General features: G+C 75.8%; 15 protein-coding genes. 13 read left to right on the top strand and 2 right to left on the bottom strand.

What is annotated here, in order from left to right:
* The first annotated feature begins 97 nt into the window (after positions 1–97).
* The 9 genes from ACI78V_RS21175 (at position 98) to ACI78V_RS21135 (ending at position 6,762) form a co-directional block, all read left to right on the top strand.
* The gene (locus tag ACI78V_RS21175) at positions 98–826 is read left to right on the top strand and encodes a DUF1775 domain-containing protein (RefSeq protein WP_456854354.1); all 729 of its coding nucleotides are present in this window, start codon (positions 98–100) and stop codon (positions 824–826) included.
* 11 nt (positions 827–837) lie between these two features.
* Positions 838–1,509 (top strand): ribulose-phosphate 3-epimerase, encoded by a 672-nt coding sequence (gene rpe / locus ACI78V_RS21170; protein ID WP_456854352.1) that lies wholly within the window; start codon positions 838–840, stop codon positions 1,507–1,509.
* Positions 1,506–2,582, top strand: coding sequence for a bifunctional diaminohydroxyphosphoribosylaminopyrimidine deaminase/5-amino-6-(5-phosphoribosylamino)uracil reductase RibD (ribD, locus tag ACI78V_RS21165; protein WP_456854350.1), 1,077 nt, complete (start codon positions 1,506–1,508; stop codon positions 2,580–2,582). The genes rpe and ribD overlap by 4 nt, the downstream gene beginning before the upstream one ends.
* Entirely contained in the window at positions 2,582–3,193 is a 612-nt protein-coding gene (locus ACI78V_RS21160; RefSeq protein ID WP_456854349.1) for a riboflavin synthase, read from the top strand. The genes ribD and ACI78V_RS21160 overlap by 1 nt, the downstream gene beginning before the upstream one ends.
* A gap of 73 nt (positions 3,194–3,266) precedes the next feature.
* Entirely contained in the window at positions 3,267–4,577 is a 1,311-nt protein-coding gene (locus ACI78V_RS21155) for a bifunctional 3,4-dihydroxy-2-butanone-4-phosphate synthase/GTP cyclohydrolase II (RefSeq protein WP_456854347.1), read from the top strand.
* Entirely contained in the window at positions 4,574–5,098 is a 525-nt protein-coding gene (ribH, locus tag ACI78V_RS21150) for a 6,7-dimethyl-8-ribityllumazine synthase (RefSeq protein WP_456854346.1), read from the top strand. Before ACI78V_RS21155 ends, ribH begins: the two co-directional genes overlap by 4 nt.
* Positions 5,095–5,358 carry a phosphoribosyl-ATP diphosphatase gene (locus ACI78V_RS21145; protein ID WP_456854344.1) on the top strand — a complete coding sequence of 88 codons (264 nt, stop codon included), beginning with the start codon at positions 5,095–5,097 and terminating at the stop codon, positions 5,356–5,358. Before ribH ends, ACI78V_RS21145 begins: the two co-directional genes overlap by 4 nt.
* Before the next feature lie 37 nt (positions 5,359–5,395).
* Positions 5,396–6,262 (top strand): ATP phosphoribosyltransferase, encoded by an 867-nt coding sequence (gene hisG, locus ACI78V_RS21140; protein ID WP_456854342.1) that lies wholly within the window; start codon positions 5,396–5,398, stop codon positions 6,260–6,262.
* A 47-nt stretch (positions 6,263–6,309) separates the two neighbouring features.
* Complete coding sequence (locus ACI78V_RS21135) at positions 6,310–6,762, top strand: SSI family serine proteinase inhibitor (protein ID WP_456854340.1); 453 nt, start codon at positions 6,310–6,312, stop codon at positions 6,760–6,762.
* A gap of 67 nt (positions 6,763–6,829) precedes the next feature.
* Here ACI78V_RS21135 and ACI78V_RS21130 read toward each other — a convergent pair whose 3' ends face one another.
* Complete coding sequence (locus ACI78V_RS21130; RefSeq protein WP_456854338.1) at positions 6,830–7,675, bottom strand: DUF2877 domain-containing protein; 846 nt, start codon at positions 7,673–7,675, stop codon at positions 6,830–6,832.
* Positions 7,676–8,205: 530 nt separating this feature from the next.
* Between ACI78V_RS21130 and ACI78V_RS21125 the strand changes: the two genes are divergently transcribed.
* The 3 genes from ACI78V_RS21125 to ACI78V_RS21115 all read left to right on the top strand — a co-directional run bounded on the left by ACI78V_RS21125 (position 8,206) and on the right by ACI78V_RS21115 (position 11,680).
* Positions 8,206–10,062, top strand: a complete 1,857-nt coding sequence (locus ACI78V_RS21125) for a PucR family transcriptional regulator (protein ID WP_456854336.1) — start codon at positions 8,206–8,208, stop codon at positions 10,060–10,062.
* A gap of 19 nt (positions 10,063–10,081) precedes the next feature.
* Positions 10,082–10,819 carry a DUF5995 family protein gene (locus ACI78V_RS21120; RefSeq protein WP_456854334.1) on the top strand — a complete coding sequence of 246 codons (738 nt, stop codon included), beginning with the start codon at positions 10,082–10,084 and terminating at the stop codon, positions 10,817–10,819.
* A gap of 102 nt (positions 10,820–10,921) precedes the next feature.
* Positions 10,922–11,680 carry an SDR family NAD(P)-dependent oxidoreductase gene (locus ACI78V_RS21115; protein ID WP_456854332.1) on the top strand — a complete coding sequence of 253 codons (759 nt, stop codon included), beginning with the start codon at positions 10,922–10,924 and terminating at the stop codon, positions 11,678–11,680.
* Between the two features lie 92 nt (positions 11,681–11,772).
* On the opposite strand, the gene ACI78V_RS21110 is transcribed toward ACI78V_RS21115, so the two are convergent.
* Positions 11,773–13,290, bottom strand: a complete 1,518-nt coding sequence (locus ACI78V_RS21110; RefSeq protein ID WP_456854331.1) for a UDP-N-acetylglucosamine 1-carboxyvinyltransferase — start codon at positions 13,288–13,290, stop codon at positions 11,773–11,775.
* A 162-nt stretch (positions 13,291–13,452) separates the two neighbouring features.
* On the opposite strand from ACI78V_RS21110, the gene ACI78V_RS21105 reads away from it, so the two are divergent.
* Complete coding sequence (locus ACI78V_RS21105; protein WP_456854329.1) at positions 13,453–14,199, top strand: SDR family oxidoreductase; 747 nt, start codon at positions 13,453–13,455, stop codon at positions 14,197–14,199.
* Positions 14,200–14,335 lie beyond the last annotated feature (136 nt).

Genomic DNA, 14,335 nt, shown 5'->3' with positions numbered 1-14,335 from the left:
CCTAGGTCGTAGTACCTGATCGTTCAAGGACACCCTCCGTTGCGACCCGCGGGAGAGCGCCGGGAACCCCGCGGACCGGCCGAGCGACTACAGCGGTGTGACGACCCGCAGCGCGGCCCTGCGCCGCTCCCTGGCCGCCGGCGCGCTGGCCGCCGTCCTCGCCACCGTTCCCGGGACGGCGGCCGCGCACGTCGAGGTGAGCGCGCCCGGTGCGACGGCCGGCACCGGGCCGGTCACCCTCACCTTCTCCGCGGCGTCCGAGGCGCCGGCCGGGATCGTCGCGATGCGCACCCAGCTGCCCGCCGGCCTCGCCGGCACCGACCTCGCGCTGGCCTCCGGCCCGCCCGGGTGGGCGCTCACGGCGACCGCGGACGGCTTCGAGGTCGCCGGCCCCGCCCTGCCGGCCGGTGTGGACGCCGAGTACGCCGTCACCGTCGCGCGGTTGCCGGAGGGCGCCACCGAGCTGGTGTTCGCGACGCTGCAGCGCTACGCCGACGGCCGGGAGGACGCCTGGATCGAGGTGCCGGCCGCGGGTGCGCCCGAACCGGAGCGGCCGGCGCCGGTGCTGACCGTCGCACCGGGGGCGCCCGCCCCGGCCACGGCGGCCGCGCCGGCCCCGGAGGCCGCCCCGGAGGCCGCCCCGGAGGCGTCGCGGCCGGCGACCGACGCCGCGCCGGCGACCACCCCCTCCGCCGTCCCCGCCGCCGACGACGCCGGTGTCGGCGGGGGCTGGCTCGCCGGCCTCGGGGCGCTCGCGGCCGCCGCGGTCGGCGCCGGCCTGTGGTTCCGCCGCTCCCGCGCCGGGCGCCCGCGCAGGCCCGCCTAGACTCGGCAGACGTGCCCCGGACCCCGATGATCGCGCCGAGCCTGCTGTCGGCGGACTTCGCCCGGCTGGCGGAGGAGTCGCACCGGGTCGCGGGCGCCGACTGGCTGCACTTCGACGTCATGGACGCGCACTTCGTGCCGAACCTGACCTTCGGCCTCCCGGTGATGCAGGCGGTGCAGGCGGTCAGCCCCGTGCCGCTGGACTGCCACCTCATGATCGAGGCCCCCGAACGCTGGGCGCCGGGCTACGCCGAGGCCGGCGCCCGCAACGTCACGGTGCACGCCGAGGCCTGCACCGACCCGCGCGCCGTCGCCCGCGACCTGCGCGCGGCCGGTGCGCTCGCGGGCCTGGCGCTCAAGCCGGGCACGCCGCTGGAGGAGTACCTCGACGTCCTCCCCGACTTCGACACCCTGCTGGTCATGACCGTCGAGCCCGGCTTCGGCGGGCAGGAGTTCATGGCCGAGGTGCTGCCCAAGGTGCGCCGGGCCCGGCAGCTGGTCGACACCGGCCACCTGCGCCTGTTCGTCGAGGTCGACGGCGGCATCAACGCCGACACCGTCGAGCAGGCCGCCGCCGCGGGTGCCGACGTCTTCGTCGCCGGCTCGGCCGTCTACGGCGCCGACGACCCCGAGAAGGCCATCGCCGCCCTCCGCGCGCAGGCGGCCGCGGCGATGGACGGGTGACCGTCACCCCCGCCGAGCGGCGCGCGATGGCACGGGCCCGCGAGCTCGGCGCCGGCGTGCTCGGCAGCACGAGCCCCAACCCGCCCGTGGGTGCGGTCGTGCTCGCCGCCGACGGGACGCCGGTGGGAGAGGGTGCCACCGCCCCGCCCGGTGGCCCGCACGCGGAGGTGCGTGCGCTGGCCGAGGCCGGCGAGCGCGCCCGCGGCGGCACCGTCGTGGTCACCCTCGAGCCGTGCGCGCACACCGGCCGCACCGGTCCCTGTGCCGACGCGCTGAGGGCGGCCGGGGTGGCGCGGGTGGTCGTCGCCGTCCCCGAGCCCACGCAGCCGGCCGGGGGTGGCGCGGCCCGGCTGCGCGCCGCCGGGGTGGAGGTGGTGCTCGGCGTGGAGCAGGCCGAGGCCGAGGACGGCGCCCTGGGGGCCTGGCTGACCGGCGTCCGCGAGCAGCGGCCGCAGGTCGTGTGGAAGGCCGCCGGCACGCTGGACGGGCGGGTGGCCGCCGCGGACGGCAGCAGCCGCTGGGTCACCGGGCCGGAGGCGCGGGCCGCCGTCCACCGGCTGCGCGCCACCTGCGACGCCGTCCTCGTCGGTTCGGGTACCGCCCTCGCCGACGACCCCCAGCTCACCGTCCGCGACGCGGACGGCGCACCCGCGGGCCGGCAGCCGCTGCGGGTGGTGCTCGACCGTCGCGGCCGGCTGCCCCGGGCGGCGCGCGTGCTCGACGACGCCGCGCCCACCCTGGTCAGCGCCGCGGCCGGGCCCCGGGAGCTGCTGGCCGAGCTGTTCGACCGCGACGTGCGCCGGGTGCTGCTGGAGGGCGGCCCGACCCTGGCGGCGGCGTTCCTCCGCGAGGGGCTCGTCGACGAGGCGGTGGTGCACCTGGCGCCGAAGCTCCTGGGCGCCGGGGCGCCCCTCGTCGGTGACCTGGGAATCACCGCGATCGGCGACGCGCTGAGCCTGTCGGTCGTCGACGTCACCCGCATGGGCGGGGACGTCGGCATCCGCCTGCGTCCGAACCGGCACACTGGTGGCAGTCGGTCTGCGGGCAGCCCGGCCGCGACCGGAGGGAGTTGATGGTGTTCACCGGGATCGTCGAGGAGATCGGCACCCTGCACGTCCGGGAGGACCTGGCGGACGCCGCCCGGCTGCGCATCCGCGCGCGCAAGGCGCTGGAGGGCGTGGCGCTGGGCGACTCCATCTCCGTCAACGGCGTCTGCCTCACCGTCACGGCCGTGGACGGCGACGTCTGGGCCACCGACGTGATGTCCGAGACCCTGCGCCGCAGCAGCCTCGGACGCCTGGGCGAGGGCGACCCGGTCAACCTCGAGCGGGCCGTCACCCCGCACACCCGGCTCGGCGGGCACCTGGTGCAGGGCCACGTGGACGGGGTGGGCACCGTCCTCACCCGCAGCCCCGGCGAGCACTGGGAGGTCGTGCGGGTCGCGCTGCCCCCGCAGCTGGCCCGTTACGTGGTCGAGAAGGGCTCGGTCGCGGTGGACGGCGTCTCCCTCACCGTCAGCGCCGTCAGCGCGGTCGACGACCCCGAGCCCTGGTTCGAGATCAGTCTCATCCCCACCACCCTGCGCGAGACGACGCTCGGTGCGGTGCCTCCGGGGAGCCCGGTCAACCTGGAGGTCGACGTGATCGCGAAGTACGTGGAACGGCTGCTGGGAGCACGCTCGTGAGCGGGCCGGCGAACCCCCGCAGGGACACTGCAGGCGTCGGCACGCGGCCGGCGAGCGCCACCGAGGAGGATGCGTGACGAGCACGTCGACGCGACTGGACACGATCGAGGACGCCATCGCCGCCATCAAGCGCGGTCGTCCGGTCGTCGTCATGGACGACGAGGACCGGGAGAACGAGGGCGATCTGATCTTCGCCTCGGAGCTGGCCACGCCGGAGCTGGTGGCGTTCATGGTCCGCTACACCTCGGGCTACATCTGCGTGGCCGTGACCGAGGCCGACGCCGACCGGCTGGACCTGCCGCCGATGTTCCGGGTCAACCAGGACCGCCGGGGCACCGCGTACACCGTCACCGTCGACGCCCGGGAGGGGGTGAGCACCGGCATCTCGGCCACCGACCGGGCGCACACCATCCGTCTGCTGGCCTCGGCCGACACCACCTCGGCGGATCTGGCCCGGCCCGGGCACATCGTGCCGTTGCGCGCCCGCGACGGCGGCGTGCTGCGCCGGCCCGGGCACACCGAGGCCGCCGTGGACCTGGCGGTGCTGGCCGGGCTGCGCCCGTCGGGCACGCTGTGCGAGCTGGTGAGCGAGAAGGACCCGATCGGCATGGCCCGCGGGGCGGAGCTGCGGGTCTTCGCCGACGAGCACGACCTGTGCCTGATCACCATCGCCGACCTGATCGCCTACCGGAAGCGGTTCGACAAGCTGGTCGACCGGGTGGCCGAGGCCACCGTGCCGCTGGCGGCGGGCACCTTCACCGCGGTGGGCTACCGCTCCTCCTACGACGAGCGCGAGCACGTCGCGTTCGTCTACGGCGATCTGGCCGACGGCGACGACGTGCTGGTGCGGGTGCACTCGGAGTGCCTGACCGGCGACGTGTTCGGCTCGCTGCGGTGTGACTGCGGCCCGCAGCTGCAGGCGGCCCTGGCCGCGGTCGCGCAGGAGGGCCGCGGCGTGGTGCTCTACATCCGCGGGCACGAGGGCCGGGGCATCGGCCTGCTGCACAAGCTGCAGGCCTACCAGCTGCAGGACTCCGGGGTGGACACCGTCGACGCCAACCTCGACCTCGGGCTGCCCGCCGACGCCCGCGACTACGGCACCGGCGCCCAGATCCTGGTCGACCTGGGCGTGCACACCATGCGCCTGCTGACCAACAACCCCGCCAAGCGCGCCGGGCTGGAGGGCTACGGCCTGAAGATCACCGGCCGGGTGCCGCTGCCCAGCCACGTGACGGCGGAGAACCTGGCCTACCTGCGCACCAAGCGCGACCGGATGGGGCACCTGCTCGACATCATCGAGCCCGAGACCGAGTCCGGTCCCGACGACGTCCCCACCGTGCCGGGCACCGACGTGCCGCTGCGCCAGAACGAGCAGATGTCATGAGCGGACAGGGGGCACCGGAGGTCCGGGCGGTGGACGCCGCGGGCCTGAGCCTGGGCATCGTCGCGACCACCTGGCACGCGGAGATCACCGGCTCGCTGTTGGACCGCGCGGTGGCCGCGGCCGTCGCCTCGGGGATCCCGTCGCCCACCGTGGTCCGGGCGCCGGGCGCGGTCGAGCTGCCGGTCGTCGCGCAGGCGCTGACCGAGCGGCACGACGCCGTCGTCGCGCTGGGCGTGGTCATCCGTGGCGGGACGCCGCACTTCGAGTACGTCTGCGACGCGGTCACCGCCGGCCTCACCCGGGTGGCCCTCGACGCCGGCACGCCGGTCGGCAACGGCGTCCTGACCTGCGACACCGAGGAGCAGGCGCGCGACCGTGCGGGGCTGCCCGGGTCCGCGGAGGACAAGGGCTGGGAGGCGGCGATCGCGGCGCTGTCGACGGCGCTCACGCTCCGCCAGCTGCGCGGGCCGTCCCGGCCGACCGGGTTCACCATCCGACCGGCCGACGGGAGCCGCGCGTGAAGACCTTCGACCAGCTGTTCGCCGAGCTCGCCGCCAAGGTGGCCGCCGGGGACCCCGCCTCCGGCACGGTCACCGCGGTCCGCGACGGCGTGCACGCGGCCGGCAAGAAGGTCGTCGAGGAGGCCGCGGAGTCCTGGATGGCCGCCGAGCACGAGGGCGAGGAGCGGACGGCGGAGGAGATCAGCCAGCTGCTGTACCGGGTGCAGGTCCTCATGCTGGCCCGCGGGCTGAGCCTGGACGACGTCTACGCTCACCTCTGAGTCGATCTCGCCCACCCGTTCGAAGAGGAGTTCTCCCGTGCTGCGCATCGCCGTGCCCAACAAGGGCGTCCTGAGCGAGCCGGCCGCCGCGATGCTGGCCGAGAGCGGGTACCGGCAGCGGCGCAGCACCAAGGACCTCGCCGTCTACGACCCCGACAGCGACACCGAGTTCTTCTACCTGCGCCCCCGGGACATCGCCGTGTACGTGGCCGCCGGCACGCTGGACGTCGGCATCACCGGCCGCGACATGCTGCTGGAGACCGCCCCTGCCGACGGCGAGGGCGCGGCGGCGGTCGAGGTGATGCCGCTGGGCTTCGGGCGCTCGTCGTTCCGCTTCGCCAGCCCGGTCGAGTCCGGCATCGACGCCGTGGAGCAGCTGGCCGGCAAGCGCATCGCCACCGCCTACCCCGTGCTCCTCAAGCGGTTCCTCGACGACAAGGGCATCAGTGCCGGCGTGGTCAAGCTCGACGGCGCGGTGGAGACCGCCTGCCGCCTGGGTGTCGCCGACGCGGTCTGCGACGTCGTGGAGACCGGGACGACGCTGCGCGCCGCGGGGCTGCACATCATCGGCGAGCCGGTGCTGACCAGTGAGGCGATCCTGGTCCGCCGGGCCGGGGCCGAGGAGATCCCGGCCGTCGCCCAGCTGCGCCGCCGGCTGCGCGGGGTGCTGGTCGCCCGGCAGTACGTGATGCTCGACTACGACTGCCCGAACGAGCTGCTGGAGAAGGCGACCGCGCTCACCCCGGGCCTGGAGGGCCCCACCGTCAGCCCCCTGCAGACCGAGGGCTGGTCAGCGGTGCGGGCGATGGTCGCGCAGTCCGACACCAACCGGGTGATGGACGAGCTGTGGGAGCTCGGCGCCCGCGCGATCCTGGTCACCAGCATCCACGCCTGCCGGATCTGAGCCGCCGGGCACGGTCCGGACGCCCCGTTCGTCCCCTGGACATGCGCGTGCTCACCGTGCTCCTGCTCCTCGCCCTGGTCTCGTGCGCCTCGCCGTCGGGCGGCGGCAGCGCGGGGGACGGCACCTCCGCGCCCGCCCCCGGGAGCGGTGACGCCGGCGGCGCCGACGACGAGCTGGTCGTGGTGGTCGACGCCGGCGACGGGTCACCGGTCGAGCGCTGGACGCTGGTGTGCGGGGACCCCGCCGGAGGCGACCACCCCGACGCCCGGGCCGCCTGCGACCACCTGCGACAGCTGACCGATCCGTTCGCGCCGATCCCCGCCGACGCGGTGTGCACCGAGCAGTACGGCGGCCCGCAGACCGCGCACGTCACCGGGCGTTGGGCCGGCCGGCCGGTCGACCTCGAGGTCTCCCGCACCGACGGCTGCCGCATCGCCCAGTGGGACTCGCTGGTGCCGCTGCTCCCGGAGGCCGTCGCGGTCGAGCAGCTCCCGAGCTGAGCTCCGCCGCCCGGACGCGCGAGGAGCCCCCTCCCGGTGAGGGAGGGGGCTCCTCGGGCGTCGTCGGTCAGCGGTTGCGCATGGTCCGGTCGACGAGGTCGATCGCGGTGCAGAGCCCGAGCGCCATGGCCCGGCCGCTGGTGGAGCCGGTGGCCAGCAGCCCGGCGATCGCCGGACCCAGGGGCCGCTTACCCACCAGGCCGTGCAGGACGGCGGCGTACTCGCCGCTGACCCGCCCCGCCGCGGCGTGCCGCAGCAGCGCCCGCGACAGCTCGGTGGTGCGCCCCGCCGCGAGGGCGTAGACGCCGGCTGCGAAGCGCTCGGCCGACGGGTGGCCCAGCAGCACCAGCCCCGCCATGGTGCCGGCCATGACGTCGTCACCGGCCGGGGTCAGCCCTGGGCCCAGGCCCACGAGCCGGGCGGCGGTGCGCAGAGCGGCGTCGAGGTCGGCCCGGCGCACCGCACCGCGCAGGGCGGCCAGCGGGCCACCGGGGCCGGCCGGCAGACCGGGGAGGGTGAACGCGCTGTGCGGCACGCCCTCGCCGTAGAGGGCGTTGCGCAGCTGGCGGACGCCCTCGGGGAGCAGCGCGGGGCGGGGGCTGGGCAGCCGCGGGCGGGGGTCCCACCACGCGGCGGCGCTGACGGCGAGGTCGCCGACGACGATGCGCCCGCCGCCCACCTCGGCCGGCGCGTCGGGTGGCAGGGCCACCAACGGGCGGCCGTTGCTCGGGCGGAACAGCACGCAGCCCAGCGGCAGGCGGGCGGCGTCGCTGGTGAGGACGCCCACGACCTCGCCCCCGCGGTCGGTGGGCACGTGCAGGTAGACCGCGGCCGGCACGCTCAGGAGCACGCGGGCGGGGCGGACCGGCCCGCGCAGCAGGTCGGCGACGCCGGTGCTGGCGGAGGCGGGCACCGCGGTGGCGGCCCGCGCAGGTGGGGCGGTACGGGCAGTTGCCTGGGCGGAGTCCCGCGGGAGCGGGATGGTGGGCACTCCGGCCTGTGCGGCCCTGCCCCGCGGGGTCGTGGGGGCCCCGGGGCGGGTGCCACCCGGGCCGGCTGTCTCGTCGATCGTGCGCATGGCGGCCTCTTCACCGTGGAGACAACGGGAGGCACCGTCGGCTCGAGACCCCCCGCCCGACCCCGCTCCTCCGGGCCGGGGGGACTCGGCGTCACCGTGTGCACGGCGACGGCTTACCATCCAGCGGGCGGAGTGGTTCCGGGTCTCGAACCTAAGCGGCGCGTCGCATGCCCCTGTATGGCGGAAGTCGCCAAGAATGGGGACGTTGGTCCAGGCACTCATGACAGGGTGTCGTGGTATGGCCGTGTGCATGGGCGACGTGGAAGGCGGGTGTCGTGACTCACGGTGGTGCATCGTTCACCACCCCCACCCAGGGTGATGGTGCGGCGTCTCTGCGTCGTCGCGTGTCGGCAGCGGAGGCATCGGTGACCGAGAACCGCGCAGAGCGCACCACCTGGCAGGAGCGCATGGGGCTCACCCTGCAGGAGGCGCTGCTGCTCCCCGGCCTGGCCGGCACCGAGGTGGTCGCCGGCGCCGCCGGGCTGGGTCGGGTGGTGCGGCACATGGTGGTCGACGACCCCACCGACCCCCTCGCCGTGGCCGGGCCCGACGTCCTCGTCGTCCTGGGCGCCCGGCTGCCACCGGCGGACGCCGCCAACTGCCGGGCGCTGGTCGAGCGGCTGGACTCCATGGGCACCGCGGCGCTGGCGTTCCGCCGGGCCGAGGGTCCCTCGCCGGTGCCCGACGAGGTGCTCGCCGAGGCCGACCGGCGCGGCCTGCCCGTGCTGGCCGTGCCGACCGGGGCCCGGATGGACGAGATCGTCTCCGAGGTGCTCGGCGCGGTCGTCGGCAAGCAGGGCGAGGAGCTCGCCCTCTCCTACCGGATGCACGACCAGTTCATCGACGTCGCGCTCAGCGGCGGCGGACTGGCCGAGGTGACCGACCAGTTGGCGGTGTTCCTGGAGGGGGCCGCGGTGCTGGGACTGGGCCCCGACCGCGAGATCGTCACCACGGCCGGGCCGGCCGACGACGTCGCCGAGATCAGCGACTGGCTGTGGCTGCTGGACGCCGAGGCCGAGGACGAGCTGGCCACGATGGCGCCGTCCCGCCGGGTGTCGGGGGTCCGGGCCGACCAGACCGTGGTGACGCCCGCCGACGTGCTGGCCGACGCCGACCTCTCCCCGGCCGACGGCATCCTGCTGGTGCCCGGCCACCACGAGCTCCCCGGTGGCGTGGGGGAGTACGCGGTGGCCCCGATCATGGCCGGTGAGCAGCGGCACGGCTGGCTGGTCGCCGTCCACCGGACCGGTCCGATGGTGGTCGGCGCCGGTGGTGTGCTGGAGCGTGCGGCGGTGGTCTCGGCGCTGTCGGTGATCCGCCAGCAGGCCGTGCACTCCGTCGAGCTGCGTTTCCAGGGTGACCTCGTGCGCCGGCTGGTCGCCGGGTCGCTGCGGCACACCGAGCGCGCCCTGGCCCAGACCCGCTCCTTCGGCTGGCGGCTGGACGGTCCGGTCGTCGTCCTGGTGACCGCGACCGAGACCTCCGCGGACCCGCAGGCCGACCCCACCCGCGCGCTCGACGTCCTCGACCGGCTGGCCGACGGCTGGCGCTCGGCCCTGGAGACCGAGGTCTCCGGGGCGGCGGTCGCGGGGCTGTCCACGGAGATCGTCACGGTGCTGCCCCTGGACGGGCGGACGCCGGAGGAGATCAGCGCCCTGGTGGCGGCGGTGACCTCACGGGTCAACGCCCGGGTGCGTCGCGTGGGCCGGGTGCTCGGCACCGGCATCGGCCGCCCGGCCGGGTCCCTGTCCGCCCTCGGGGAGGCGCACCAGCAGGCGCAGCGGGCCCTCGGCGTGGGGCAGGAGATCCACGGCCCCCAGGCGGTGACGCACTTCGACCAGCTCGGGGTCTTCCGGCTGCTGTCGCTCATCCCGGACAGCACCGAGCTGCGCAACTACGTCGACGAGGTGCTCGGCACGCTCGCCGACGCCGCCGACCCGGACTCCGCCGACCTGCGGGAGACGCTGCGGGTGCTGCTGGAGACCAACCTCAACGTCGCGGAGTCCGCCCGCCGGCTGCACTTCCACTACAACACCATGCGTTACCGGATCGGCAAGCTCGAGCGGCTGCTGGGCCCCTTCACCACGGACCCGACGCTGCGGCTGAACCTGTTGCTGGCCCTGCACGCCGCCCGGATGCGCGGGCTGGACCAGCCGCACCGCCCGCCGGTGGACGCCGCGATGACCGCGGCAGTGGACGACGGGTTCGACGCGCTGGTCTGAGCCGGGTAGGAACGCGGTCGTGGGTTCGGGCATCGACGAGCTGATCGACCGCATGGAGGCCCTGCTGGCGCCCCTGCAGGCCGCGCACGACCCCCTGCGCTTCTTCCTGGGCACGTACCTGCGCACCACCCAGGCGGTCGCCGTCGCCATCCGTGGCGGCGAGTTCGAGGACCCCGCGTGGGTGGAGGAGTGGGACGTCGACTTCGCCGGCCTCTACCTCGAGGCCCTGACCGCGCACCGCCGCGACCCGGCCACCGTGCCGCGACCGTGGCGGCTGGCCTTCGGGGCGCGGCGGGGTCTGCCGCCGGAGGCGCACGTGCTGCTGGGCATGAACGCGCACATCAACTTCGACCTGCCGCAGTCGCTGGTGCACGTCATCCCCCCGACCGGCTTCGACGACCCCGACGTCCGCGAGCTGCGGCGCCGCGACCACGAGCGCATCGACCGGGTGCTCGCCGCCCGCGTGGCCGCCGAGGACGCCGAGCTGCAGCGCGCCGGGGGACGCCGGTCGCGTCTGGACCGGCTGCTCTCCCCGGCCAACCGGACCGCCAGCCAGGTGCTGCTGCGGGAGTCCCGGCGGAAGGTGTGGGCCAACGCGGGCACGCTGGACGCGGCGCGGCGGGCGGGGCCGGCGGCCTACGCGCGCCGCGTGGCCGACCTGGAGGCGGCGGCCGCGGCCCGGGTCGACGACCTGCTGCGGCCGGGCCCGGTGCTGCTGCGGCTGGCCGTGCGCGGCTTCGGCGTCACCCTCGCCTGAGGTCCGCGCCGGGGGTGCTCCGGGGCCTGCCCGCGCCGGTCGGGCCGGCATCGACCAGGCTGGCCCGGGGGCCGCGCCCGGCGGCCCGGGAGAGGAGCACGCATGACCGAGGTCGCCCGTCCGCTCGCCGGCAGGGTCGCGCTGGTCACCGGGGCGTCGTCCGGGATCGGTGCGGCCACCGCCGTCGCCCTGGCAGAGGCCGGGGCCGCCGTCGCGATCGGTGCGCGCCGCCGGGACCGGCTCGACGCCCTGTCGGAGGAGCTGCGTGACGGCGGCGCCCGCGTGCTGGCGCTGGACCTCGACGTCACCGACGAGCGGTCCTGCGCCGAGGCCGTCCGCCGCACCCGCGAGGAGCTCGGCGGCCTCGACGTCCTGGTGAACAACGCCGGGGTGATGCTGCTCGGCACGATCGTCGGCGCCGACCCGGAGGACTGGCGGCGGATGGTCCAGACCAACGTGCTGGGCGTCATGTACACGACCCACGCCGCGATCGACGGCATGGTCGAGCAGGGGTCCGGCGACATCGTGAACATCTCCAGCGTGGCCGGGCGGACCGCCCGGAAGGGCGCCGGGGTCTACAACGCCAGCAAGTGGGCGGTGAACGCCTTCAGCGAGTCGTTGCGCCAGGAGGTGACCACCCGGGGCGTGCGGATCTCGCTGGTGGAGCCCGGGGCGGTGGCCACCGAGCTGTCCAGCCACATCACCCAGCCCGAGGCGCGCGAGCAGTCGCGGCAGTACGCGGAGGGCATGCGCACGCTGCAGGCCGAGGACGTCGCCCGCGCGATCCTCTACGTGGTCAGCCAGCCGCCGCACGTGGCCGTCAACGAGGTGCTGGTCCGTCCCACGGACCAGGAGCGCTAGCGAGAGGCGCCCCGGGTCGGGGTCCTGCACCGCGTGGCCCCGTGCAGCGTCCCGCCGCGGGCCTGCGAGCGGTGGGACCTGCACGGAGGTCCTCAGTCGCGGAAGACCTCGATGCGGGCGCCCATCTCGACCAGGCGCTCGTAGAGCTGCTCGTACCCGCGGGCGATGATGTCGACGTTGCGCAGCACCGACGTCCCCTTGGACGCCAGCATCGCCAGCAGGATGCACACCGCCGGGCGCAGCGCCGGCGGGCACACCACCTCGGCGCTGGACCACCGTGTCGGGCCGGTGACCAGCACCCGGTGCGGGTCCAGCAGCCGGACGTCGGCGCCGAGACGGGTGAGGTCGGCCAGGTGGATCGCCCGGTTGTCGTAGACCCAGTCGTGGATCAGCGTCGACCCGTTCGCGGCCGCCGCGATGACCGCGAAGAACGGCAGGTGGTCGATGTTGAGGCCGGGTGACGGCATCGGGTGGACCTTGTCGATCGGCGCCGTCAGCTCCGACGGCCAGATGGTGACGTCGGCCAGCCGGGTGTGCCCGTTGGCGGCGCGGTACTCCGGGGAGACGGCGTGGCGCAGCCCCATCTCGGCGAGCACGGCCAGTTCGATCTCGAGGAACTCGATGGGCGCCCGGGTGACGGTGAGCTCCGACGCGGTGACGATCCCGGCGGTGAGCAGGCTCATCGCCTCCACCGGGTCCTCGCTGATCGTGTGGTCGACGTCGGCGTCGAGCACGGGCCGCCCGTGCACCACCAGCGTGGTGGTGCCCAGCCCCTCGATGCCCACGCCGAGCAGCCGCAGGTACAGGCACAGGTCCTGGACCATGTAGTTGGCGCTGGCGTTGCGGATCGTCGTCGTCCCGTCCGCGCGCGCCGCGGCCAGCAGCGCGTTCTCCGTCACGGTGTCACCGCGCTCGGTCAGCACGATGGTGCGGTCGGTGCGGCGCGGGGCGGTGACGGTGACGGTGACGGAGTAGCGCCCGGCCCGGGCCTCCACCGCCAGCCCGAAGGGACGCAGCGCGATCACGTGCGGCTGGACGGTGCGGGTGCCCAGCTCGCACCCGCCGGCGTAGGGCAGCTCGAACCGGACGGCCCGGTGCAGCAGCGGGCCGAGGAACAGGATGATGCTGCGGGTGCGGCGGGCGGCGTCGACGTCGATCGCGCCGAGGTCCAGCTCGTCGGGGACCAGCAGGGTCAGGTCGCGGCCGGTGGCGTCCCAGCTCGCCGAGACGCCGATGGAGCGCAGGACGTCGAGGATGCGGTCGACCTCCACGATGCGGGCGACGTTGCGCAGCGTCGTCCGCCCGCGGTTGAGCAGCGCGGCGCAGAGCAGGGCGACCGCGCCGTTCTTGGAGGACTTCACCGCGACGCTGCCGTGCAGTGGGGTGCCACCGGTGACCCGCAGGTGGGCGGGACCGGACGGCCCGACGCTGAACAGCTCGCTCTCCAGGGCCTCCGACAGGCGGCCGAGCAGGTCGAGGGTGAGGTTCTGACCGCCCTGCTCGATGCGGGCGACGTCGCTCTGGCTGGTGCCGAGGCGCTGCGCGAGCTGGGCCTGGGTGAGCCCGTGGTGCCGGCGCGCGTCCCGTACGAGCAGGCCGATGCGGCGCATGACGGTGTCCGCGGTGTGCTCCGCGACGGGCTCCGGGACGGGTGGATCTGTGCGAGGCGTGTCGGTGGCCGTCACGGTTCCGGAAGGTAGCGGGATGTGGGCTCGACTCGCCCGGAGCGCGGCGCGGCACCGTTGCGGGGGTGGTCCGGCCAGACTGCAGCCATGGACGTTCTCGTGACGGGAGGGACCGGACGCCTCGGCAGCCGGGTGGTCGGGCGGCTCCAGGGGACCGGGCACTCGGTGCGCCAGATGTCGCGGCGGGGGACCGGGCCGGGCGGGGTCCGCGGGGACCTCGCCACCGGCCGGGACCTGCAGACGGCGCTGGCGGGCGCGGAGGTGGTCGTGCACGCGGCCAGCGACGCGCGGGGGGACTACTGGCAGGCCGACGTCGCCGGCACCCGCCGCCTGGTCCAGGCGGTGGACCGTGCGCGCCTGCGCCACCTGGTCTTCGTGTCCATCGTCGGGGTCGACCGCATCCCCTACGGCTACTACCACGCGAAGTTCGCCGCCGAGCAGGTGCTGCTGGCGTCGGGGCTGCCGGTGACGCTGCTGCGGATCACCCAGTTCCACGACTTCGTCGACCAACTCCTGGCCACCGCCCGCCGTGGGCCGGTGCTGCCGGTGCCGATGGGCTGGCGGGCCCAGCCGGTCGACGTCGACGAGGCCGCCGCCTACACCGCCGAGGTCGCCGCCGGGACACCGGCGGGGGACGTCGTCGAGTACGGCGGGCCCGAGGAGCTGACCGCCGCCGAGCTGGCGCGGGCGTGGGCGGCGGCCCGCGAGCCGGGGACCCACGTCGTCGCCACGCCGGTCCCCGGCCGGCTGTCGTCGGCGTTCCGGGACGGCGCCGCGCTGCCCTCCGGCGGCGCGCGCGGACACCGCACCTACGGCGAGCACCTGGGCGGCTGAGGCCCCGTCGCGGGAACCGTGCAGGCGGCCGGCGCGACCGCCCGAGCACGCCGAGAGGGGACGAGGGCCCCACCGCCGTGGCGGTGGGGCCCCCCCCGGGGGCCGCGGGGGGGGGGGGCCGCGGCCCCCCCCCCCC

Source organism: Geodermatophilus sp. SYSU D00742, assembly GCF_054049935.1.
This window is presented reverse-complemented; position numbering and strand designations above follow the sequence as displayed.